The organism is Roseobacter sp. EG26 (assembly GCF_049830555.1).
In the GTDB taxonomy this organism is placed as follows: domain Bacteria; phylum Pseudomonadota; class Alphaproteobacteria; order Rhodobacterales; family Rhodobacteraceae; genus Roseobacter.
In genome coordinates this window covers 92682-115113 of sequence record NZ_JBNBLH010000010.1, presented here as the reverse complement: position 1 = coordinate 115113, position 22432 = coordinate 92682, and the positions used below count along the sequence as shown (strand labels likewise).

Below are 22432 nucleotides of genomic sequence, written 5' to 3'. Positions count from 1 at the left end.
TGGCCGGCAAATGGCCTGAGATTAACCACATTTCAGCATCATCGTGATTTGATACGTGACCATGACGCTGTATGTATCAGAGGCTCTAGCCCTCAAACGCTGGGAAATGCAAGTGATCAGACGCTGGCTGACGACACTGATTGTTATTTTTGTGACCGCTGTTCCCGCTTTGGCGGAACGGCCCAGACCACTTGCCTGGGCGATGGATGCCCTGCGCGACGGCGATTGGCAAAACGCTGCCAGAATAGCAGCCCGCGATGGTGAGGTCGCCGCTGATGTCATCGAATGGTCCCGACTGCGCGCCGGAAAAGGGACCTACGAGGAGGTAATAGCCTTCCTTGATCGACGCCCCGATTGGCCAGGCGAGCCATATTTGCGCAAACAGTCAGAACGCGTGGTGATATCGCAAAACGATTCTGCCGTACTTGCTTTCTTTGATGACGTTCCCGCCCAGACACCCGAAGGTGTGCTGCGTCATGCGGTTGCGCTGTCACGTACCGATGCCGACGAAATGGCAAAAACACTTGTCATTGACGCCTGGACTTCAATGCCGATGGGCGGAACCGCACAAGCGTTGTTTTTGGCAAGTCATGAAACGCTGCTGAAAGATCACCACGCCGAACGTTTGGATGCGATGCTCTGGGCCGGAGCCTTCGAGAATGCACGCCGCCTTTATGATCTTGTCCCCGCCGCAGACGTCGCCGTCGCCAAGGCGCGCATTGCCCTTCGCAGCCGCGCGAAAGGTGTGGACACGCTGATCGCGCGCGTTCCAAAGAGCCACGCTTCAAATCCCGGCTTGCAGTACGAACGATTTGTCTGGCGGGCGCGAAAAGGCAGAACCAATGATGCGGAAGCCCTTTTGATTGCGACCTCGACCAGCGCCGCCGCTTTGGGCAATCCGGAAGCCTGGTCCAATCGTCGCCGGTCAATGGCACGCCAGGAGATGAGAGAGGGCAATGCGGAGCGCGCTTATGAAATCGCCTCTCGTCACTTTTTGACCACCGGATCGAACTACGCCGATCTGGAATGGTTGTCCGGCTACATTGCACTTCGCAAACTGAACGAACCCGAGACGGCGCTGCAACACTTCAGAAATCATGGCGCTGCGGTGCAGTCCCCTATCTCTGAAGGCCGTACGGGTTATTGGCAGGGGCGCGCGCTCGAAGCGATGGGCGACGTTGCAGCAGCGGATCAGGCTTATGCCACTGCGGCGCAGTATCAGACTTCTTTCTACGGTCTTTTGGCAGCAGAGCGCGCGGATCTGCCCTTTGATGAAGCGTCCTTAGCTGCAGCAGAAGAGCTGGATTGGCGCGATACACCCCTCTCCAAGTCACCGGTTTTTGTCGCCGGTCTGTTGCTTCAAGCGTCCGGAGAACTCAATCTGGCAGAAAGATTCTGGACCCATCTTGCCGAGAGTCTGCAGTATGATGAGGCTGTTTTGCTGGCGGAAGCCGCCCTAGACATGGATCAACCTCATCTGGCAGTCATGATTGGAAAACGAACGGCGCGGCGCGCAATTGTTGTCCCCCGTGGATATTATGCGCTGCACCCCGTGGCACAGCAGACCTTACCAATGGCCCCTGAAATGGTTCTCGCGATTGCGCGGCGTGAAAGTGAGTTTGATCCCGGAGTGCAAAGTGGTGTGGGCGCGCGCGGATTGATGCAAATCATGCCGGCGACCGGCCGCGAAGTGGCTTCGTTGCTTGGCCGGCAAAAGGGGCACAGCACGGAAAGGCTTATATCAGATCCTCGTTACAACGCAGAGTTGGGTGCTGCCTATCTGTCCAGATTGGCAGCGCGGTTTCGTGGCAATGTTGTGATGATGTCGGCAGGTTACAACGCCGGACCCAGCCGCCCTGATCGCTGGATGCTCAAATATGGTGATCCGCGTAAAGGCGAGATTGATATGGTCGACTGGATCGAACACATTCCGTTCCGCGAGACCCGAAACTACGTGATGAGGGTTACAGAAAGCCTTCCGATCTATCGTGCCAGGTTGGGTAAACCGGCCCTACCAGTACCTTTCAGCGAAGAACTGGCCGGATCAACCTTGCTGGCGTTCGCGCCAAAGGGTGAATAACCCGGCGGACACGATGACGATGGTGCCCAGTGCGACATTCAGGCGGATTGTTTCGCCAAAAACAACTACGCCGACTGACGCTGCAAAAACGAGCTGAAAGTAAGCAAATGGCTGCACCGCACTCGCTTCGGCAACTTCGTAGCAGCGGATCAAAAGCCAATGGCCGAGCACTCCGGTCATGCAAAGTGTGGCCATCCAGACCCAATCCCCCGCGCTCATCGTCTCCCAGAACCAAACGCCAAGCAGAGTCATGGTGACCGCCCCGGCCGTACCAGTCCAGAAAAAGCTTGTCGCCGTACTGTCCTGCCGAGCAGCAAAACGGGTCAGCAGTGCATAGAGGGCAAACATTATCGCCGCTAACAATGGCACAACGGCAAGCGGATCAAAGACGGACATTCCAGGTTGCAGAATGATGGTGACACCCACAAATCCGACGCCGATTGCAGCCCAACGGCGCCATCCAACCCGTTCCCCCAACACAGGCCCGGAGAGTGCTGCGACCAGGAGGGGGTAACATGCAAAAACCGCATGACCCTCCACCAGACCCAAGAGCGTGAAACCCGAAACCATCACGCAAACCTCCAAAGCCAGCAAAATACCGCGAAACATCTGCAAGAGCGGTTGTCTGGTCTTTGCCGTCGCGATCACGCCACCGCGACCACGGCTTGCAATCGTCACGACAAACCCCGCAAAGAACCAGTATCGCACCATGACAACAAGATACACGTTGTACTCGGCCGCCAAATGTCGGGAGATTCCGTCCTGCAGTGCAAACACAATGGTTGTGAGCAGCATCAGAATCACGCCCAGACGGACGTTGTTTGTCTGCATCATGATTTGAGTCTGCCGACGGTCATATGCCTTTTGCGGCCAAATCCTTCGACACGCTGGACATCAAAACCGGCGTTGGACAAAGCCCGACGCACAAAGCCTGCGGCCGTGTACGTCGCGAATGTCCCTTCTTCTGCGGTGCAGCTTGCAACCTGAAGCAACAAGCTTTCTGACCAAAGCTCCGGGTTTTTGGCAGGTGAAAACCCATCTAAAAACCAGGCGTCCGCACGACCGTCCCAATTCTTCAACCTATCGCGGGCATCACCGACGACCACGTTCAAAGTGACGTCGCCTGCCACCTCGAAAACGCCCCCTGCCGTATTCCAGACATTGCAAAGGTCAGAAGCCAACTCATGGAGCTCCGGGAACAAATTCAACGCCTTGGTTATATCCTTCCCAGACAGCGGGAAAGCCTCGAAGCTGGTGAACCTGAACCGACCGCTGGTACCGGAATTGCGCCACTCCAACAACGTCGTCAAGAAATTCAGGCCCGTTCCAAAGCCAAGCTCCGCAATGTGAAAACCATCATGAAAGCGGTTGGGTAACTGGTTCCCCCTCAAAAAAACATGGCGCGTTTCTTCCATCCCGTTTTGAAGGCTGAAATAAGGATCGTCATAACGGTCCGATACCGGTACACCGTCCTTGCTCCATGTTATTTCTGCGATCTGTTGCGACATGGATCAGCCCCGGTTTCATGGCACGAATTGATCGCGACACTGGTGGAGAGGATCGGTTTTGGCAATGGCTGACGTGACCGTGCGCGGAGCCGGCATCCTGGGCCTTTCTGTGGCCTGGGCGTGCGTGAAAAAAGGTGCGCGCGTAAAGATCATCGACCCAAATGGCGCAGCGTCCGGAAGCAGCGGAGGCATTGTGGGTGCGCTTGCGCCGCATGTTCCGGAGAATTGGAATTCCAAAAAGGCCTTCCAGTTGGAAAGCTTGCTAATGGCCGAAACCTTTTGGCGCGAAATCGAGGCAACTGGCGGCACCACGTCTGGCTATGCACGCGCTGGAAGAATTCAACCCGTCATGGACGATGCGGCCCTCTGCTTGGCCCTTAGACGCTGCGAAACCGCCAGAGAACTCTGGCAGGGGAAAGCCGATTGGACGGTTGAAAGATATACTAGTGACATTTGGGCCCCTCTGACGCCAACGGGTTGGGTAATCCGCGATACTCTCAGCGCGCACCTGCACCCGCGCAAGGCCTGTCTGGCGTTGGTATCAGCACTCGCATCGAAGGGTGTGCAGATCGATCCGGATGGTGCCGAACAGGGTCAGGTTCTTTGGGCCACCGGGTTTGATGGGCTCAAGCGCCTCAGCGCGGAACACTCGCGCGCGGTTGGCAATGGCGTCAAAGGTCAGGCCGCGTTGTTGCAATTTGATGCGCGTTTCTCACCTCAGATCTTTGCAGAGTCCGTTCATATCGTTCCCCATCTGGATGGAACAGTAGCCATTGGTTCAACATCGGAACGCGAATATCTGGAGGAGGCTACAACAGATCAACAATTGGATAACGTCGTCGCAAAGGCCTGTGCTGCAGTTCCTGCGTTGCAAGACGCAACGGTCGTACAAAGATGGGCAGGCGTGCGTCCCCGAGCGCGCAGCCGTGCGCCAATGCTCGGGCATTGGCCCGGAAAGCCGGGTCACTTTATTGCCAACGGAGGTTTCAAAATCGGATTTGGCATGGCACCAAAGATCGCCCAAGTAATGGCCAATTTGATGCTCGATAACCGCAATGAGATACCCAAGGGGTTCGAAGTCAGCGCCTCGTTTTAGCAGATATGGGCTGTTGCAGTCATGCATTGCCGACCATCGGGCCCTCTCACCCAGAACGTCGACCCTTGCTGGCAGAGCTCCGCTGTTTCCCAATGCATCAGCGCAGACGTGGCCCGAAACTCAAAAGCAGTAAGTTTGCCCAGACGACGCTCAGCCATCAGCATCAAAAGCTGGGCCAGCAACGGCCCATGCACGACTAATCCAGCATATCCCTCGACGTCCCGCGCATAATCCAGATCGTAATGGATGCGGTGACCGTTAAACGTGAGCGCAGAGTAACGAAAAAGTAACGTCGTATCGAAATTGAAGCGCTCGATATGTTCTTCATCGTGTCTTGCAGGTGTTGTCTCGGGCTTTGGTGCATCTGGACGCGGGTCTTCGCGATAGATCAGGCTCTGACGTTCTGTCCCGCACAAGCCACCATCCTGGTAGAAATCATGGCGCAGCGTGACCAGACCTAAGCGCCCAGTGCGTCCTGACTTGACATCGCTAGCTTCACAAATGGACCTGCGTTCTGCACTGCGACCAACCTTCAACGCGCGATGAAAAGTGATTTTGCCACCCGCCCACATACGCCGCGGCAACCCCAGATCGGGGATCAGCCCACCCGTTTTCGGATGCCCGTCGCGGCCCAATCTTTCGGCGGGTCGCGGTTCCCAAAAATAGAGATGATGGAAGAAAACGGGTAAGTCATCCCCTGTGACCAAACAAGGTGCCAAGCGCAGCGCAACCTGTAGCGCCCGCGCTCGGGCAGGATCCAGCAGATCGCTTTGACTAACGGGAGTGGCCATTGCATCCTTCATCGGTGACAGCCTTAGCAAGGAATGTAGCCGTGCAGCAATCCGAAATTCAATGCCGTGTCCGTGCCTTGGATCACCTTGTTCTGACCGTGAAAAGTATCCCCGAAACCGTGAGGTTCTACACCCAGGTTCTCGGCATGCGGGGCGAGCAATTCGAAGCTACCGATGGGACGCGCCGTTGGGCGTTGCTCTTTGGTCAAAGCAAAATAAACCTGCACCAGAAGGGCCGCGAATTCGAACCAAAAGCAGCGCATGCCCAGCCGGGAACCGTTGACGTCTGCTTTTTGACGGACGCACCAATAGAAGCGTGGACACGACATCTGACAAAACATCAGATCGAACTTGAAGATGGCCCGGTGCGCAGGTCGGGAGCCAAGGGGCCAATCACATCGCTGTATCTGCGGGACCCGGACCAGAACCTGATCGAAGTGTCCGTACCCTGCTATTGACGATCAATTTCGGCGCGCAGGGCCTGCATCAGGGCCGTTAACTCGCGCACATACACCTCTCCGGTCAAAATTCCATTCTCATCAAACTGGTTGCTGCAATTTGCCAGATGAATTTCGGGGCCTTGCAGAATCCGGGGACGGAACGGAACCATAAAGCCTCGCAAGACCATTTGCGCACGCTCGCCACCCGCGCGGCCAGCAGAGGCTGACATGATCGCAACTGGCTTGGCGTTCCAGGGTTTCTCGGCAACGCGGCTTATCCAATCCAACGCGTTTTTCAGAACACCGGAGGGCCCCTTGTTGTATTCAGGCGTTGCGATCAGAACGGCATCCGCGGCCCCGATCTTTTTGGCCAAAACTTGGACGGCTTCGGGCACACCGGTCGCGGCTTCGTCATCTCCATCGTAAAGTGGCAGGCGAAAGTTCCCGAGTTCAAAGTCGCAATCTCCAAACAGCCGCGCAGCCTCGCGCAACAGCAGCGTGTTTGTCGATCCCTTTCGCAATGAACCCGATAGTCCAAGTATCTTGTAAATTGCCATTTTTTCGTTCTTCCCCTGCTAACGTTCGATGTCACATCCTGATGCAGTGGCCCAAAAAAACAAGAGCCCCGGAAAATCTCCGAGGCTCTTTATGTCAATTCGGTACTGCCGATCAGGCGTTGGGCAGGATCACGATCTCAACGCGTCGGTTTTGGGCTTTGCCCTGTGGACTGAGGTTACTGGCGATGGGCTGGTTCTCACCTCGCCCAAAGGTTTGGATCCGCCCCCCGGAGACACCCGCATTCAACAACACGCTGCCTACGGCATTTGCCCGACGTTCTGAGAGCTGCTGGTTGTAGGCGGCATCGCCGTCGCTGTCGGTGTGACCAATAACCTGGATCGTGGAATCCGGATACTGCTGTAAATTTGCCGCCACTTTGTAAAGATCATTTTGCAGATCGGGGCGCACAGCAAAGCTATCCGTGGCAAAGAGAATGTCCTGAGGCAGGCTGACAATGAGCCTGTCGCCGGTATTCGTGATTGTCACGTCATCATTGCCAAGCTGATTGCGCAGGTCTGCTTCCTGTCTGTCAAGCGAATAGCCGATGCCAGCGCCGATCGCGCTGCCGACGAGAGCGCCGACGACAGCGCCGTCACCGCGATTACCGTCGCCTTTGGATAACGCGCCAAGCACTGCCCCGGCGCCCGCGCCGATCAAGGCCCCTTTTTGGGCCTTTGGGTTGCTGGAGTTATTGCCAAATTGGTTGGGATCGGTGCAAGCGGTCAGAACCAGCGCGCCCGAAAGCGCAAGGATAATTGGGGATTTTACGAATGTCATAATGTACTGCCTTCGATTGTTACGGCCCCGTTCGGGCAGGGCGTCTTGGTGTGAACGCAGTATATATGGCGAGCGTTCCACAACAAACCAAGGGGAATTATCGGTCGGCAACAACCCGCCACCGCCAAAACCGATCAACTTTCCGCGTGCACCGCCTCATACGCGAGCATGGCGCGTTTCATTGGCAAGCCCCAATGATAGCCACCCAGGCCACCTGATTTACGAAGCGCGCGGTGACAGGGGATCAGCCAACTGATCGGATTTCGCCCGACGGCGGTACCAACTGCACGCACAGCGCGGGGGTGCCCTATGGATTGTGCAATTTCCGAATAGGTTGTGACCTGACCCGACGGAATGCTGAGAAGCGCCTCCCAGACCTTGATCTGAAAGGGCGCACCGATCAGGAACAACGGCGCCGTTTCCAAAGCGCCATCACCGGCCCCAAAGGCTTGCAGAACCCAGGGGCGCAGCGTCATGGGGTCTTCGACAAATTCGGCTTTGGGCCAGCGGCTCAACAAGTCTTGCAAAGCCGCAGCCTCACCCATTTCCGCGGCAAACCCCATGCCGCAAATGCCTTTTTGCGTGCCCATGACAATTGCCGGACCAAATGGGCTTTCAAACCAGCCCCAAAAAATCACTAGCCCCTGACCGCCGCGGGCAAATTCACCCGGGCTCATGGCTTCCCAGCGAACAAACAGATCGTGCAGCCGCCCACTGCCCGATAGCCCCAAAGCATGCGAAGCGTCGAGGGTGGTGAACCGATCCCGCAAAAGGGTCTTGGCATGCCCGAGTGTCAGATACTGTTGATACCGTTTCGGCGACACCCCTACCCACCTCGAAAAGAGCCTTTGGAAATGAGCCGCGCTCATCCCCATTTTTGCGGCAATTTCATCAAGCGATAGGGGATCCTCGGACTGATCAATGAGGTCGATTGCGCGGCGCACCACGTGATAATGATAGGTCGCCTCGGAATCGTCGGGGATGATTTGATGCTGTGTCATGCATCATTTCTAGTAAAACTTCGCAGGGCACGCGACCCGAAAGCTGCGGATTAAGCGCTTCGCTTCTGCCTGACAAATCGAAACATCGGTCGGCGAATTTGTTGGGGCTCGATAAGCAGCTTGGCTTCCTCGCGCGTCACACATGGGCGCGCGGTGTTTTGGTTGAAAGACGACGCCCCCACAGCTTTTCGCAGGGCAAACTGATCGCGCGTCGGCAACGCCGTCAGACTTTCACACCCCGGCAAGACCGTTTCAATCCACACACCCTGCGCAAGGATGACCTGATGACGGGCACAGGCGAGATGGGTCACCGTATAGTCTTGGCTCGTTTCGACGTAATGCGCATGACCTGAATCAAGCCATGCATTCGCAGGGATCAAAACCTCATTGGCGAAAAACAACGCTTCCGCCGCTACCGACGCAACCAATAGGCGATGATCGCGGTGAACAAAGAGATCATGGGTTGGCTGATTTGAACCGAGCGATCCCGCTGGAATGCAGATTGGGCGATCATCCGGGTATTCGACGAAATAACCGACCGGCAGAGGTGAACGGCAAACCCACGAAATAGGTTGATAACCGTGGTCACGTGTCAAAACCTTGTCAGATGTGTCCAACCATTCCACCGGCAACTCCCCGTTTTCCGTCTGGACCATGGTGCCTGGCCCAAAACCGGGGACATTTACAACCGACTTTTGGGTGCTTGAAGATCGGATATCACCCTCTTCGGCTTCAAACCGCTCCTGATCGACCGCTCGATCACAGGTGACCTCAGATGTGAATGCGCGCGCGTTCGGGTTGGATGCCGGGGCATCTGATGTAGTGCCGGAAAACGAACTTGGTGACATGGCGATCTGCTCCATCGAAGGATACGGCAGAGGATGACAGAAGTTGGTAAAGATTCCGCTGCAAATTCCTTCAATATTTTTCATGGATTTTACGGATCGGGCGCGGTTGGTCTTGCCCCTTGCGACGATTCCTCTCATACCGACCCAATGGCAAAACAACTTGGATACCATACGATCCGCGAGATTTTTACGCGTTTTCAGGAAGCGGACCCCGAGCCGAAGGGTGAGTTGGAACATGTGAATGTCTACACTCTGGTCGTGGCGGTTGCCCTGAGTGCGCAAGCGACGGATGCTGGCGTGAATAAGGCAACCCGCACGCTTTTCCAGATCGCCGACACGCCGCAAAAGATGCTGGATCTCGGGATTGTGGCGCTGACAGAGCACATCAAGACAATAGGTTTGTTTCGCCAGAAAGCGAAAAACGTCATCAAGCTCAGCGAAATTCTGGTGCGTGACTATGGCGGCGAAGTGCCCAACAGTCGCGCGGCCCTTCAGGGCTTGCCCGGTGTGGGGCGCAAGACGGCGAATGTCGTTTTGAACATGTGGTGGCAACAGCCAACCCAAGCCGTTGATACCCATATCTTCCGGCTCGGCAACCGCACGGGTATCGCCCCCGGCAAAACCGTTGAAGCGGTCGAACGCGCCATCGAAGACAATATCCCCGCGGATTTTCAACTCCACGCCCATCACTGGATGATCTTGCATGGACGGTATCACTGCAAGGCGCGCAAACCGATGTGCCCGACCTGCATCATCCGGGATCTCTGCCCATTTGAGGACAAAACTATATGAAAACCTACGAAGTCGTTGGCATCGGGAACGCTGTTGTCGATGTGATCACCCATGCAGATGACAGTTTTCTGGGTCACATGGGAATCGAGAAAGGCATCATGCAACTCGTGGATCAGGAGCGCTCCGAAGTGCTTTTTGCATCTATGAATGATCGCCTGCAAACACCCGGCGGCGCTGTGGCAAACACGGTGGCGGGCGTAGGCTCACTTGGTCTGCAAACCGCTTTCATAGGAAGGGTGCGCGATGACGCCTTGGGACAGTTCTATGCCAGCGCCATGACCGACAATGGCATTGATTTTGTAAACCCGCCCGTCACGAACGGCGAAACGCCTACCTCGCGCTGCATGATCTTTGTCACCCCGGATGGGGAACGCTCGCTCAATACCTACCTTGGTATCTCGACGGGGCTGACATCCGATGATGTGCCGCAGACCGTGTCAGGCAATGCCAAAATCATGTTTCTCGAAGGGTATCTCTTTGACCATGACGCTGGTAAAACTGCTTTCCGTGAGGCTGCACGCGCCACCAAGGCCGGCAACGGGATCGCAGGCATCGCCATCTCTGACCCTTTCTGCGTGGAACGCCACCGGGACGATTTCCTGTCGCTGATCAAACATGATCTGGATTACGTGATCGGCAATGAACATGAGATCAAATCGCTCTTTGAGACGGATCTCGAAACCGCGCTTGAGAAAACCGCTGAAATCTGTCCTTTGGTCGTCTGCACCCGTTCCGGGGACGGTGTGACGGTTCTGTCAAATGGGACACGTGTCGATGTTCCGGTTCAGGAAGTCACCCCTGTCGATGCCACCGGCGCGGGCGATCAGTTCGCAGCCGGTTTCCTTTACGGCCTTGCAACGGGTCGCGACATGGAAACCTGTGCGCGCATGGGCAACCTTTGTGCTGCGGAAGTCATCAGCCACGTTGGACCCCGGCCACAGATCGACATGATGGAGGCCTTCCGCGAGCAAGGTCTGGTTTGAGCGTGCTTGGAAACGGGTTGCACGATATTCCTCCCGGCAAGATCGCAATGATCGTGACCTACCTGGAGATGACCACCAAACCAGTGACGAAGGATGTACCCCTGCCAAAGGGCGTGTCCTTTCGAAGGGTTCAGGCGGATGCCGCCTGGTATCGCGATATCTTTACCCGGGTCGGCGCATTGGATTGGCTGTGGTATGGGCGTCTGCAACTGAACGATGGCGCGCTGCAGAAGATTCTCAGCAACTCGAAAGTTGAAATCTTTACGCTGAGCCTCGACGGGCAGGATGAGGCCTTGCTGGAGCTGGATTTCCGCGAGGACGGTTCTTGCGAATTGGCATATTTCGGCCTGACTTCGCGGCTGATCGGAACAGGCTCCGGGCGGTATCTTATGAACGAAGCCATTTCGCGGGCATGGGAGAAACCGATAGAGCGCATGCATGTGCACACCTGCACCATCGACAGCCCCCAGGCCTTGGGGTTTTACCGCCGCAGCGGTTTCAGGCCCATCAGGCAGGCGGTCGAGATCGACGATGATCCGCGCATCCTCGGCCTGCTTCCGGAAAGCGCCGCCCCTAATGTGCCGGTGCTGCGGAGCTAGATCAAATCGTCGAACTCAGCCATGACGGCGGCGTAGACATCCCGCTTGAAAGGCACGATGTTATCCACCAGATCGCGCGCCGGGAGCCACCGCCATTCCGAGAATTCCGGGTGTTCTGTCGCGATATTGATCTGGTCATCGCTGCCATTGAAACGCATCAGAAACCACTTTTGCTCCTGTCCGCGATACTTGCCCTTCCAGAGCTTTTCCACCAGATCATACGGCAATTCATAGGGTAGCCACTGTTGGCTTTCGGCCACCACCTGTACCAGATCAGAGGTTACGCCGGTTTCTTCCCAAAGCTCCCGAAAGGCGGCTGTCTGTGCCGCCTCGCCCTTGTCGATCCCGCCTTGCGGCATTTGCCAGGCGGCAACGCTGCTGTCGCGACGTTGGCCGACAAAAACCTCACCGCGGCCGTTGGTCAACATGATGCCCACACAGGGGCGATAGGGCAGCTTCGAGATTTCTTCGGGTGTCATGTAAGCCTCTTTTCCATCTTGGCCCGCGTCAACTTCTGTCCATCACGCACAACCGTTTCATGATGGATAACCAAAAACCCCATGGCCTGAAAAGCGGGTTCTGCCATAAGACTGGCGTGGGTCCAGAGGATGGGCTCGCCGTGATCTCTGGCCCATTCCTCGACCCGGGCGTAGAGCTGGCGGAAAATACCGCTGCCTTGATGGTCTGGGTGAACAAAGGCGAGATTGATATATCCCCCATCTTGAACCGACATAAAGCCACCGGGGCGGCCACCCCGTTCCACGACAGCGACATTCATTGCAGATAGTTGATCCCGCCATGCCTGCCCGGCAGGTGGTTCGGGCAACCAAGCCGCACGTTGCGCCTCCGAATAGAGGCTCGGACCTTCGCGCACGGCGGCAAAGAAAACCTGTGCCAGCTCCGCAGCATCGGAGGGTTTTGCCCACCTCAACATTCTCGCTGTCCTCTTCATGGCGCGCGATGTGACGCGGCGTTCGACGTGACATCAGATATGTGAAAATGTGATCTCGGGGCAACCAAAACCGGGAAGGGTTCCACATGACCGACTATCCGCATCTTCTGGCGCCGCTCGATCTGGGCTTCACCACCTTGAAAAACCGCGTCTTGATGGGATCGATGCACACCGGGCTGGAAGAAACCAAAGATTGGAATCGGGTGGCGGAATTCTATGCAGCACGTGCGCGCGGCGAAGTGGGCCTGATGGTCACAGGCGGCATTGGCCCCAACCTCGAAGGTTCGGTGCTGCCCGGAGCCGCCATGATGGTCGGCCAGGAAGATGTGGACAACCACAGTGTGATCACCAAGAGGGTCCACGACGCGGGCGGCAAGATCGCCATGCAGATTTTGCACGCAGGCCGCTATGCCTATGGACCGAAATGCGTGGCCCCTTCGGCCGTGAAATCGCCGATTTCCCCGTTCCCGCCAACAGCTTTGGATGATGAGGGCATCGAAAAGCAAATCGGCGACATCGTTGCCTGCGCCAAACGGGCTCAGCAAGCCGGATATGATGGTGTCGAAATCATGGGATCGGAGGGATATTTCCTCAATCAGTTTCTGGTCACCCATACCAACAAACGAGACGACGACTGGGGCGGGTCTTATGAGAACCGCATGCGTCTGCCCATTGAGGTTGTGCGCCGCGTGCGCGAAGCCGTGGGCACCGATTTCATCATCATCTACCGGCTGTCGATGATTGATCTGGTGCCCAACGGGTCTACCCACGAAGAGGTTGTGCAACTGGCGCAGGAGATTGAGAAAGCGGGCGCCACGATCATCAACACCGGCATCGGCTGGCATGAAGCGCGCATTCCGACCATTGCCACATCCGTTCCCCGCGCCGCCTTTGCCTGGGTGACCAGGAAGCTGATGGGCAAGGTGAGCATTCCTGTGATCACCTCGAACCGGATCAACACACCCGAGGTGGCCGAGGATGTGCTGGCGACGGGTTGTGCGGATATGGTTTCCATGGCGCGGCCCATGTTGGCGGATGCGGATTTCGTCGCCAAGGCGATGGCCGGCAAATCATCCCAGATCGCGCCCTGCATCGCCTGCAATCAGGCCTGTCTGGATCATACGTTCAGCGGTAAAATCTCCAGCTGTCTGGTCAACCCGCAAGCCTGCTATGAGACGGAGTTGCTGATCACGCCCGCGCATACCCCAAAATCCGTCGCCATCGTCGGGGCCGGTCCGGCGGGGTTGTCCACGGCGATGACCGCCGCAGGGCGCGGGCATCTGGTCACACTCTTTGACCGCGCCGACGAGATCGGCGGCCAGTTGAACATGGCCAAACAGGTTCCGGGCAAAGAAGAGTTCTGGGGGCTTGTGGACTGGTATCGCGCCATGATTGCGGAATTGGGAATTTCGGTCGAGCTTGGGCGCGAGGTCAGCGCCGATGATCTGCAGGGCTTTGACGAGGTGATTGTCGCAACAGGTGTGGTGCCGCGCGACCCTGAAATCCCCGGACAGGATGCGGCGCATGTGGTCAATTACATTGATATCCTGCGGGGTAAGGTCACCGTTGGTAAGCGCGTAGCCATTATCGGCGCCGGGGGGATTGGTTTCGATGTTGCCGAGTTTCTGGTGCATGAAGGGATCAGCCCCACTGAAAGCCTGCCGGACTGGATGCGCGAATGGGGTGTCGCGGACCCGGCAGCGCATCGCTCGGGCCTTGCGCCCGAAGGCCCGCAGCCTGAACCGCCCGCCAGACAGGTCACCTTGCTGCAGCGCAAGGCTGAGAAACCAGGAAGGCGATTGGGCAAGACAACCGGCTGGATCCACCGCGCCGCGCTTGCCATGAAAGACGTCAAGATGATCGGTGGCGTGAATTACGAGCGGATCGAGGCGGGTGGCATTGTGGTGTCGCACGGCGAAGCGCGCGAGAATCCCACCCTGATTGATGCGGACACCATTGTGCTTTGTGCGGGGCAACTCTCGGATCGGAGCCTCGCCGATGCTCTGGAAACCCGGGGCGCCAAATGCCATGTCATCGGGGGTGCAGACGTCGCAGCGGAACTGGATGCCAAACGCGCGATCAACCAGGGCACACGCCTTGCCGCAGAGCTCTAAGGTTCCACCAAAACCGGATCACCAGCGCCCATGACATGCCCGGCACCTGGCGGATTGACACGGGCGACCGGACTGGAATGCGCAGAAATTCGACGCTCTCAGGCATCCTGATAGGCAGGTCCAGCTCGCGTCGCGGGATGGATCGGACCACGCGGAGCGTTTCCATGCCCAGAACGATCCATGCAAAAACCGCGATACTGTCTCACCTATGCCGCGTTCCTGCCCGATTTGATCTGCATAACGATCCTCGGAACTGACAGAACATAAGGGGAAGGCAATGGACCGCCTCACAGAAATGGAAGCGTTCGCCACGGTTGTAGACCAAGGCGGCTTCACCGATGCGGCCAAAAAGATGGGGATTTCCAAATCCGCTGTCTCGAAACATGTCTCCTCTCTCGAAGCGCGCCTAGGAGCGCGGCTTCTCAACCGCACGACCCGCCGGGTTAGCCCAACGGAAATCGGGCTCGCCTATTATGACCGTGCGCGGCGTGTCCTGAACGACGCCGGTGAAGCCGATGCCTTGGTCACATCCATGCAAAGCGCGCCTTCGGGGCTTTTGCGCATCTCTGTTGCCACGGATTTTGGCGTCAACCACTTGTCCCCTGTCCTCAGTGAATTTTTGTCAGACTTCCCGGACATCACGGTCAACATGGTTTTGAACAACCGCTACGTTGAGTTGATCTCGGAAGGTTTCGACATGGCGGTACGTATCGGAGAGTTGGAAGACAGCTCGTTGCGTGCACGGAAACTGACGGAGACCACGAAACGCATGATCGCCAGTCCAGCCTATTTTGAAAAATACGGCCGACCCGAAAAAATCGACGATCTGAACAATCACAAGTTGTTGCACTATTCCAACCAGTCTTCCGGGAATGTGTGGAAACTCACTGCGCCCTCAGGGGAAAAACGTCAGGTTCGGACCGCCGGCTGGCTGAGCGTGAATGACGGCCAATCACTTCTGAATGCCGCGATCTCCGGCCTTGGCATCGCTTACCTGCCGAGTTTCCTATATGCCGAAGCCATGGAAAAGGGTCTGATCGAGGATGCGATCCCCGACCTTCCAATGGAAACGCAAGGTATCTATGCGGTCTACCCCCCTGGTCGCTTTACGCAACCCAAGGTCCGCGCCTTTATCGACTTTCTTGTCCACGCCTTTGCAGAAAAAGGCCCCTCGGACTGGTAACCCCATGAACACCCCCCTCGGTGACCTTGCCCTCGGTATGTATCCATGCCGGGGGTTTTTTATTTCTGATCAGAGGATTATTCCGTATTCAGCAAGATCGCTTCGACCCGCCGGTTCTCGTTACGACCTTCCGCCGTCCGGTTCGATGCAACCGGGGAGAGATACCCCATCCCTTCGGCGTCCAGGCGATTGGGCGCGATCCCGTATTTCTCAATCAGGTGGGCTCGAACGGCACGGGCGCGCTGACGTGACAAGGTGATGTTGGGCTCCAGCCCACCAACCGTGTCCGTGTGCCCCACCAGAGCAATCCGCAATTCGGCATTGTCAGACAGAATCTCTGCGAGACGGTCCAGGGACGCAAAGGGCCCCGGACCAAGATTTGAGGTGCCAGACGTAAAGTCCAGATCACGCAGGATCACATAACCGGTCTCCAGCAAACCGAAGGGCTGATCCGCGGTCGCGGGTTGCGTCGTCGTGAGCGCGTCTCTGGAGGGCTCTCGTTGCTCTGGTACGGCGATGTTTCCACCGGCGATGGCCTCAATCACCTGCAGATAAGCTGAATCGGACGTGACGCTTGCCAGTATGGCCACGGCCTCGGTCGGATTGTCACTCGGCCCCTTGAAGGCGGTCAGGTAGCGGTAAGAGCCGATGTTGACGTACATGTTAGGCCCCGGCAGCACCTCAATATTGAAGCGAAAGTCAAAGCCACCGCAGCTGTTCGCGGCACATTCAAATGCAACCGAATATCCTTGGTTCTCAAGCTGAGCGCGCAGTGGTGCCAGCACCTGCAATACGGTGAGCCCTGCCGTGCCAATGCGCCATGCCCGACGGGTTACCGATCCTTCCAGCACCCGTGACGGCACGATCCCATCAGCAAAAGCGCCGATTGGTGCATCAAAGCTGTCAAGACGTGTTGCCCGCTCCACCGTCTGGCGGGCGCCAGCAGGCATCACCAGTTCCAACGCGAAAACCACGTTCGCGTTGAAAAGCAAGATGATTGCAAGGGCCGCCCTGAGCCCGGTCATCTGGCCTGCGCGTGATAATCTTCGTTCGGCATCATTGCCGTGGCACTCGCGACGCGGTTGGTCATATTGAAAAACCCCGCGACATTGGCAATGTCCCAAATGTCATGATCCGTAAATCCAACCTGCCGCAAGCCATCCCGATGGCTTTCCTCGATGGTGGCGCTGGCGGTTGTCATAAGGGCTGCAAAATCCAGCATTGCGCGTTGCCGCGCGTCAAGATTGGCAACCCGGTAATTCATCACAAGTGCTTCGCCAAGTTTCGGATCCCCCGACATTGCCCGAACCGCGGCCCCGTGTGCGACGAGGCAGTAAAAGCACTTGTTGATTGAAGAGACCACAACGGCGATCATTTCTCGTTCCAGTTTGCTGAGACCAGAGGGTGCCAGCATCAGGTTGTTGTAGATGCCTGTAAAGGCGTCCAGCTTTTCGATGTCAAAAGCATATGCGCGCAGCACGTTGGGGATCATGCCAAGCTTTTCCTGACAGACATCGAAATATGTCTGCGTGGCCTCAGGCAATGGATCGACCATGGGCAGGTTCAGAGCCGTTGGAAGCGTGGGTTCAGCCATGGGATTAAGCTCCTTGCGCGTCTTTCTGTCGGTAATGGTAGTCGGACACCACCTCAAAGCCCAGAGAGGAATAGAGCTGATTGGCGGCGGTGTTCGACTTGGTGCAGAGCACCGCCATTTCTACTGCCCCCTGCTGTTGCCCCCAGAAGGCGGCCGCACGCATGACCCATTGCGCGACACCCTGGCGCCTTTGCTCGGGCAGAATCTCAACCGCGTGCACCATGCAGATATTGTCATGAACCGCAGCAAATGCCGCACCCGCGGGTTTTTCATTCCAGCGTGCCAGAATGCCGGTTTTTGTCTTCGCCCGCGCCATCACAGCCAGCCGCGCCGGACCGATGCCGCCTTTGACCCAGATTTCCTCCATGATCGCCAGCGGTTCCCAGATGCAAAACGCCGTCACACGTGGCAAGGGGATATCCGTCAAACGGTTCAACCGGGATTGAAACACATTCACCGGATCTACGAGATTGTATCCGCTATCCTGCAACATCGCATCCAGTTCCTGATCTTCCGGACGGATCATGAACAAAGGGGTTCGACCGGCATCCAGCATGGCACCTTCAGCAAGTGCTACGTCCCCGCTCTGCACCGGGCCGGTCGCGGTCGCTGCTGAAACACGTTTGCCGCCGCCCTGCCCGTCACGCAGCACAAACGGGCCGAGCTGCTTAAATGCCGCGGCTGGCCACGTGGCGTCGACGGCCTCAAATAGGCGTTGCGCCGTCATTTCGGGAAGCTTGTGGAAAGCTGTTCAATCACCTTGTGAACCAATGCGCCATCTGTCCCGCGGATGACCACGTTCGATCCGTATTTGCCATTTTTCTTCTGGAACGGATAGGATCCCATGCTCAACATCGGGTATTCTGCGGCCAATGCGCCCAGCGGTCCAGCAATATCACCTTCCCCGCGATCAATCCGCAAGGTTTCGGAAACAAGCGGCGCACCACCCGAAAGGGTTGGCAACAGGCTTTCCACCATCGCCTTGAAAACCGACGGCACCCCGGCCATGACATGCACATTTTCCAGCGTGAAGCCGGGCGCGGAGGACACAGGGTTTTCGATCAAAACCGCATCATCGGGGATCCGCGCCATCCGCAGGCGTGCCGCATTCAGTTCGGTCCCGGTTGTTGCATAGTGCTTTTCGAGGATCGCCCGCGCATCATCCCGCACGTCGATCTTCTTGTTAAAAGCCGCCGCGATGCAATCAGCCGTGATGTCATCATGTGTGGGGCCGATACCGCCGCTGGTAAAAACATTGTCAAAGGCAGCCGCAAGCGCCTGGACGGCGGCAATGATTGCCCCCCTGTCATCACTCACCACCCGCACTTCGCGCAGATCAATCCCCGCCTCGGTCAGCACGCCAGCCAGATGATACATATTGGCGTCGCGGGTCCGGCCAGACAAAATCTCATCGCCGATCACGAGCATCGCGGCTGTCGGGTTGGGCATGTTGCGGCTCTCCTTGCGTCTAACCTCATGCGAGGTATAGACCTGCCATCATGCGCTTTCAAACCGATCTTGTGCCCGCTCGACTGACACGTCGATACAAACGTTTTCTGGCCGACTGCGTACTGGAAGGGCCGGGTGCGGAAATCACTGCACATTGCGCCAACCCCGGCTCGATGATGGGCTTGGCCGAACCCGGAACCCGCGTCTGGCTGGAACCCAATGATGATCCGAAAAAAAAGCTGAAATACGGGTGGCGGCTTGTCGATCATGAAAACGGGCATTTCACCGGCGTCGATACGTCGCTGCCCAACAGAGCCCTCAAAGCCGCCCTGACCGCAAAGGCGCTGCCCCCGTTTGCCGTCTATGACATGGTTCGGCCGGAAGTGAAGTACGGACAAAAAAGCCGCATAGATTTTTTGTTGTCAAAAGACGGCCTACCCGATCTTTATCTGGAAGTGAAAAGCGTCACCCTGTCGCGCAGCGCGGGGCTTGCGGAATTTCCCGATAGCGTCACGGCGCGGGGGGCCAAACATCTAGAAGAGCTTTCCCAGATGGTCGAACAGGGTCACCGGGCCGCAATGCTTTATCTTGTGCAACGCAGCGATTGCACGCGGTTTGCACTCGCCGAAGACCTCGATCCGACCTACGCAAGCGCCTACCGCGACGCCCGAGCAGCGGGCGTTGAAACTTTCTGCTATAGTGCCAATATCTCTCCCAAAGGCGCCCATTTGGCAGATGCCTTGGAAATTTCGATCTGAGCGCCCTCTGGCACTCGGATGAGTTGCACGTTACAAGCGCGCCGAACAATGACGATGGAGCATTTGCGTGAACGAAGACCTTCGGGGCCGTCACACCAAGGACGGCATACGCATTTACGAAGAGGCGGATTTTGCCGGCATGCATGCCGCCGGTGCGCTGGCTGCGCGCATCCTCGATGATGTGGCGGCCCTTGTGCATGTGGGCCAGACCACCGGCGCCATCGACCGGGCCATCACCGAAATGGTCGAAGCCGCGGGCGCGACCTCCGCCACGATCGGCTACAAAGGGTATCAGCACGCCAGCTGCATTTCCGTCAATCATGTGGTGTGCCACGGCATTCCCGGTGACAAGACGCTGAAAGACGGCGACATTCTGAACGTCGATGTGACCGTGATCGTCGATGGCTGGTTTGGCGATACCAGCCGGATGTATGTCGCAGGCAAACTGCCCCGCAAGGCGGAACGGCTCATTCAGGTAACCCATGATGCCCTGATGCTGGGGATCGAAGCGGTCAAACCCGGTAATACCTTCGGCGACATTGGCCACGCGATCCAGTCCTACGCCGAAAGCCACCGCATGTCGGTTGTCCGCGATTTCTGTGGGCATGGGTTGGGGCGCGTCTTTCATGCGCCGCCAAATGTTCTGCACTACGGTCGGCCCGGCACTGGTGCCGTGCTGGAAGAGGGGATGTTCTTCACCATTGAACCCATGGTCAATCTGGGTCGACCCGAGACAAAGACACTCTCCGACGACTGGACGGCGGTGACGCGCGACAAATCCCTGTCAGCGCAGTTTGAACATTCGATTGGTGTGACCTCCGATGGTGCAGAGATCTTCACCTTGTCACCGGGTGGTTTGTTCCACCCCACCTATTCCGAAGGTTGACCCGCACATTCGGCGTCACGGCGCAGGATATCCAAAAGCAACGTCTCACAGCCCCAGGGTTGAACCGCATCGCCAATAAACACCGGCGTGCCTTTTGGTTTGGGCGGCGTGTGGCCCGTTTGATCCGAGGCGCGATATTGCCAAAATGAGGCGAATTGAGCTGCAATCATGGGATACGCATTATCACATCAAAGCGAAGATTTCGACAACAGGTTGATATGAGTGTCACCATATCTGCGCTGGTCCACAAGCGCGAACCCATCCGGTGCCGCCATGGGTTGGGCCTCCTCCCAGACGATAAATGCGTCATCGTCCAGCCACCCATTGGCCGAGGCGGCCTCCAGCGCGCCAAGCCCGAGGTTCTTGCCATAAGGCGGGTCCAGAAACACCAGATCACAGGGCCGGGCGTCACATATTGGCAAACGTCGCGCATCGCGAGCGAGCAAATGCGTGGCGGATGCGGCCCGGAGCTTCACGATATTTTCCCGGATGAGTTTTTGCGCCGCACGTCCGTCATCGACAAATGTGACGTGGGACGCGCCCCGGGACAACGCCTCTAATCCCAAGGCGCCGGTGCCCGCAAAAAGGTCCAATACGGTAGCACCTGCGATCACATCATGATGGGTCAGCATGCTAAACAGGCTCTCGCGCACGCGGTCCGATGTTGGCCTCAGATGCGCGGACCTGTCCCCTTTGCCAACGCTGGCCAGGGTGGTGCCGCGATGGGTTCCGGCGATGATCCTCACGCTTGCAAAAGCGGCTTCAGATCGGCGGTGGCATCCGCAACAATTACCGGGTCAGCCGATTTTCCCGCCTCGATCAATCGCTTGCCGATCATATAGGCGCGCGGGTCGTTCATCGCATCAACTGCCAGCAATCCTCCGTCACGGTAGTACCAGAAGGACGCCGTTTGCTCGTCGCTAATACGGCTGACCACTTCAGTGTAGCCTGTGTTCAGACCAGCGATCTGCAGCTTCACGTCGTATTGATCCGACCAGAACCACGGTCTGGCGACATATTCCTTGCCTGCCCCCATGATGTTTCCCGCAACAACCTCGGCCTGATCAATCGCATTGGGAACGCTTTCAAGGCGAATGCGTCCGTCATGATAAGGAAAGGAGGTGCAATCACCCGCAGCCCAGACATGGGGAGCGGATGTGCGGCCCATTGCGTCCACTTTGATCCCGTTTTCGATGTCCAGACCGGCGGCGTCGGCCAATGCGGTCGCAGGCATGATCCCGACGCCCGCAATCACGAAATCCACCTCCAGTTCTGTGCCGTCACTCAGCCGGGCACCGCGCACGGTGCCTTCCCCGATCAGTCGGTCAAGACCTACCCCTTCGAGGATGTTCACACCATGCGATCTGTGGAGTGCTCGAAAGTAATCACTGGTTTGAGGAGCCGCAACACGCTGGAGAATACGATCAGCCATTTCAACCAGCGTCACCTCCAGCCCCAGTTTTGCAGCAACCGAAGCCGCCTCCAGCCCGATATACCCGCCACCAACGATCAGAACTTTTTTGCGCGCCTGAAAGCGTGGCGCCATGGCGTCCACATCTGCCAGATCACGCACCACAAAAACGCCATCGAGCCCGCCGCCGATACTTGCAGGCAGCTTGCGCGGTACGGACCCGGTGGTCAGTACCAGATCATCATAGTGCAGCGTTTCCGTGCCCAAACGTAGGGATTTGCCAGATGGGTCAATGGCCGTAACCTCCGCATCCGTCCGCAAGGTTATTTGGTTGTCCTGGTAAAAAGCCTCTGGCCGCAAATAGAGACGTTCCAGCGCCATCTCTCCCATCAGGTAGGCTTTTGACAAAGGTGGCCGCTGATAGGGGGGAACGGGTTCAGCACCGATCAGGGTCACCTCTCCGTCAAAGCCGCCGTTGCGCAATTTGGCAACGCAGGATGATCCTGCCTGCCCCGCACCGATCACGATCACATGACGCATGCCGTCACCCCCTTGCCATTGGAATCCAAACGTTTCAACTGGTCCTACCCGAGGCCGCAACCTATATTCTCG

At 57.3% G+C, this 22432-nt stretch carries 26 protein-coding genes; 10 read left to right on the top strand and 16 right to left on the bottom strand.

Going from position 1 to position 22432, the window contains the following annotated elements; genetic code table 11:
• Nucleotides 1–61: 61 nt before the first annotated feature.
• Complete coding sequence (locus tag ACOTTU_RS19885; protein ID WP_425660463.1) at nt 62–2080, top strand: transglycosylase SLT domain-containing protein; 2019 nt, start codon at nt 62–64, stop codon at nt 2078–2080.
• Here the strand turns inward: ACOTTU_RS19885 and ACOTTU_RS19880 are convergent.
• Nucleotides 2045–2911, bottom strand: coding sequence for a DMT family transporter (locus tag ACOTTU_RS19880; protein ID WP_425660499.1), 867 nt, complete (start codon nt 2909–2911; stop codon nt 2045–2047). The genes ACOTTU_RS19885 and ACOTTU_RS19880 overlap by 36 nt on opposite strands.
• Nucleotides 2911–3588, bottom strand: coding sequence for a tRNA (5-methylaminomethyl-2-thiouridine)(34)-methyltransferase MnmD (mnmD, locus tag ACOTTU_RS19875; protein ID WP_425660461.1), 678 nt, complete (start codon nt 3586–3588; stop codon nt 2911–2913). The genes ACOTTU_RS19880 and mnmD overlap by 1 nt, the downstream gene beginning before the upstream one ends.
• A gap of 64 nt (nt 3589–3652) precedes the next feature.
• Between mnmD and ACOTTU_RS19870 the strand changes: the two genes are divergently transcribed.
• A complete protein-coding gene (locus tag ACOTTU_RS19870; RefSeq protein ID WP_425660459.1) occupies nt 3653–4684 on the top strand; it encodes an NAD(P)/FAD-dependent oxidoreductase in 1032 nt (343 codons plus the stop codon).
• Here ACOTTU_RS19870 and ACOTTU_RS19865 read toward each other — a convergent pair.
• A complete protein-coding gene (locus ACOTTU_RS19865; protein WP_425660457.1) occupies nt 4681–5475 on the bottom strand; it encodes an acyl dehydratase in 795 nt (264 codons plus the stop codon). The genes ACOTTU_RS19870 and ACOTTU_RS19865 overlap by 4 nt on opposite strands.
• Nucleotides 5476–5516: 41 nt before the next feature.
• On the opposite strand from ACOTTU_RS19865, the gene ACOTTU_RS19860 reads away from it, so the two are divergent.
• Entirely contained in the window at nt 5517–5933 is a 417-nt protein-coding gene (locus ACOTTU_RS19860) for a VOC family protein (RefSeq protein ID WP_425660455.1), read from the top strand.
• Here ACOTTU_RS19860 and ACOTTU_RS19855 read toward each other — a convergent pair.
• The 4 genes from ACOTTU_RS19855 to ACOTTU_RS19840 all read right to left on the bottom strand — a co-directional run bounded on the left by ACOTTU_RS19855 (nt 5927) and on the right by ACOTTU_RS19840 (nt 9099).
• Nucleotides 5927–6472, bottom strand: a complete 546-nt coding sequence (locus ACOTTU_RS19855) for an NADPH-dependent FMN reductase (RefSeq protein WP_425660453.1) — start codon at nt 6470–6472, stop codon at nt 5927–5929. The genes ACOTTU_RS19860 and ACOTTU_RS19855 overlap by 7 nt on opposite strands.
• Before the next feature lie 112 nt (nt 6473–6584).
• Nucleotides 6585–7250 (bottom strand): OmpA family protein, encoded by a 666-nt coding sequence (locus ACOTTU_RS19850; protein WP_298921660.1) that lies wholly within the window; start codon nt 7248–7250, stop codon nt 6585–6587.
• Nucleotides 7251–7384: 134 nt separating this feature from the next.
• On the bottom strand, nt 7385–8251 hold the full coding sequence (locus tag ACOTTU_RS19845; protein ID WP_425660451.1) for a methylated-DNA--[protein]-cysteine S-methyltransferase: 867 nt from the start codon (nt 8249–8251) through the stop codon (nt 7385–7387).
• 50 nt (nt 8252–8301) lie between these two features.
• Nucleotides 8302–9099 carry a Hint domain-containing protein gene (locus tag ACOTTU_RS19840; protein WP_425660449.1) on the bottom strand — a complete coding sequence of 266 codons (798 nt, stop codon included), beginning with the start codon at nt 9097–9099 and terminating at the stop codon, nt 8302–8304.
• 147 nt (nt 9100–9246) lie between these two features.
• Here ACOTTU_RS19840 and nth point away from each other — a divergent pair, with 147 nt between their 5' ends.
• The 3 genes from nth to ACOTTU_RS19825 are packed head-to-tail and all read left to right on the top strand — an operon-like array spanning nt 9247 to nt 11473.
• Entirely contained in the window at nt 9247–9891 is a 645-nt protein-coding gene (gene nth, locus ACOTTU_RS19835) for an endonuclease III (protein WP_298921755.1), read from the top strand.
• Complete coding sequence (locus ACOTTU_RS19830) at nt 9888–10874, top strand: adenosine kinase (RefSeq protein ID WP_425660447.1); 987 nt, start codon at nt 9888–9890, stop codon at nt 10872–10874. Before nth ends, ACOTTU_RS19830 begins: the two co-directional genes overlap by 4 nt.
• 17 nt (nt 10875–10891) lie before the next feature.
• A complete protein-coding gene (locus ACOTTU_RS19825; RefSeq protein ID WP_425660445.1) occupies nt 10892–11473 on the top strand; it encodes a GNAT family N-acetyltransferase in 582 nt (193 codons plus the stop codon).
• Here the strand turns inward: ACOTTU_RS19825 and ACOTTU_RS19820 are convergent.
• Nucleotides 11470–11952 carry an RNA pyrophosphohydrolase gene (locus tag ACOTTU_RS19820; RefSeq protein WP_425660443.1) on the bottom strand — a complete coding sequence of 161 codons (483 nt, stop codon included), beginning with the start codon at nt 11950–11952 and terminating at the stop codon, nt 11470–11472. The two genes, ACOTTU_RS19825 and ACOTTU_RS19820, sit on opposite strands and share 4 nt — an antisense overlap.
• On the bottom strand, nt 11949–12407 hold the full coding sequence (locus ACOTTU_RS19815) for a GNAT family N-acetyltransferase (RefSeq protein ID WP_425660441.1): 459 nt from the start codon (nt 12405–12407) through the stop codon (nt 11949–11951). Before ACOTTU_RS19815 ends, ACOTTU_RS19820 begins: the two co-directional genes overlap by 4 nt.
• Before the next feature lie 104 nt (nt 12408–12511).
• Between ACOTTU_RS19815 and ACOTTU_RS19810 the strand changes: the two genes are divergently transcribed.
• Complete coding sequence (locus ACOTTU_RS19810) at nt 12512–14539, top strand: FAD-dependent oxidoreductase (RefSeq protein ID WP_425660439.1); 2028 nt, start codon at nt 12512–12514, stop codon at nt 14537–14539.
• A 277-nt stretch (nt 14540–14816) separates the two neighbouring features.
• A complete protein-coding gene (locus tag ACOTTU_RS19805; protein ID WP_298921670.1) occupies nt 14817–15722 on the top strand; it encodes a LysR family transcriptional regulator in 906 nt (301 codons plus the stop codon).
• Between the two features lie 77 nt (nt 15723–15799).
• Here ACOTTU_RS19805 and ACOTTU_RS19800 read toward each other — a convergent pair whose 3' ends face one another.
• From ACOTTU_RS19800 to ACOTTU_RS19785, 4 genes are read right to left on the bottom strand one after another with little or no spacing between them, the layout of a single operon-like run.
• A complete protein-coding gene (locus ACOTTU_RS19800) occupies nt 15800–16747 on the bottom strand; it encodes an OmpA family protein (protein WP_425660436.1) in 948 nt (315 codons plus the stop codon).
• Nucleotides 16744–17316: a peroxidase-related enzyme gene (locus ACOTTU_RS19795; protein WP_425660434.1), complete on the bottom strand. Its 573-nt coding sequence runs from the start codon at nt 17314–17316 to the stop codon at nt 16744–16746. Before ACOTTU_RS19795 ends, ACOTTU_RS19800 begins: the two co-directional genes overlap by 4 nt.
• Before the next feature lie 4 nt (nt 17317–17320).
• Nucleotides 17321–18043, bottom strand: a complete 723-nt coding sequence (locus tag ACOTTU_RS19790) for a GNAT family N-acetyltransferase (protein WP_425660432.1) — start codon at nt 18041–18043, stop codon at nt 17321–17323.
• On the bottom strand, nt 18040–18765 hold the full coding sequence (locus tag ACOTTU_RS19785; protein ID WP_298921674.1) for a competence/damage-inducible protein A: 726 nt from the start codon (nt 18763–18765) through the stop codon (nt 18040–18042). Before ACOTTU_RS19785 ends, ACOTTU_RS19790 begins: the two co-directional genes overlap by 4 nt.
• Before the next feature lie 50 nt (nt 18766–18815).
• Here ACOTTU_RS19785 and sfsA point away from each other — a divergent pair, with 50 nt between their 5' ends.
• Together sfsA and map are read left to right on the top strand one after the other, a co-directional pair.
• The gene (sfsA, locus tag ACOTTU_RS19780) at nt 18816–19523 is read left to right on the top strand and encodes a DNA/RNA nuclease SfsA (protein ID WP_425660430.1); all 708 of its coding nucleotides are present in this window, start codon (nt 18816–18818) and stop codon (nt 19521–19523) included.
• Nucleotides 19524–19590: 67 nt separating this feature from the next.
• A complete protein-coding gene (gene map / locus ACOTTU_RS19775; RefSeq protein ID WP_425660428.1) occupies nt 19591–20409 on the top strand; it encodes a type I methionyl aminopeptidase in 819 nt (272 codons plus the stop codon).
• On the opposite strand, the gene ACOTTU_RS19770 is transcribed toward map, so the two are convergent.
• Genes ACOTTU_RS19770 through ACOTTU_RS19760 form a run of 3 tightly spaced genes read right to left on the bottom strand, consistent with a single transcriptional unit; the run spans nt 20394 to nt 22360 of the window.
• On the bottom strand, nt 20394–20579 hold the full coding sequence (locus ACOTTU_RS19770; RefSeq protein ID WP_425660426.1) for a hypothetical protein: 186 nt from the start codon (nt 20577–20579) through the stop codon (nt 20394–20396). The two genes, map and ACOTTU_RS19770, sit on opposite strands and share 16 nt — an antisense overlap.
• A gap of 18 nt (nt 20580–20597) precedes the next feature.
• Nucleotides 20598–21155, bottom strand: coding sequence for a 16S rRNA (guanine(966)-N(2))-methyltransferase RsmD (gene rsmD, locus ACOTTU_RS19765; RefSeq protein WP_425660424.1), 558 nt, complete (start codon nt 21153–21155; stop codon nt 20598–20600).
• A complete protein-coding gene (locus tag ACOTTU_RS19760) occupies nt 21152–22360 on the bottom strand; it encodes an NAD(P)/FAD-dependent oxidoreductase (protein ID WP_425660422.1) in 1209 nt (402 codons plus the stop codon). The genes rsmD and ACOTTU_RS19760 overlap by 4 nt, the downstream gene beginning before the upstream one ends.
• Nucleotides 22361–22432: the final 72 nt, after the last annotated feature.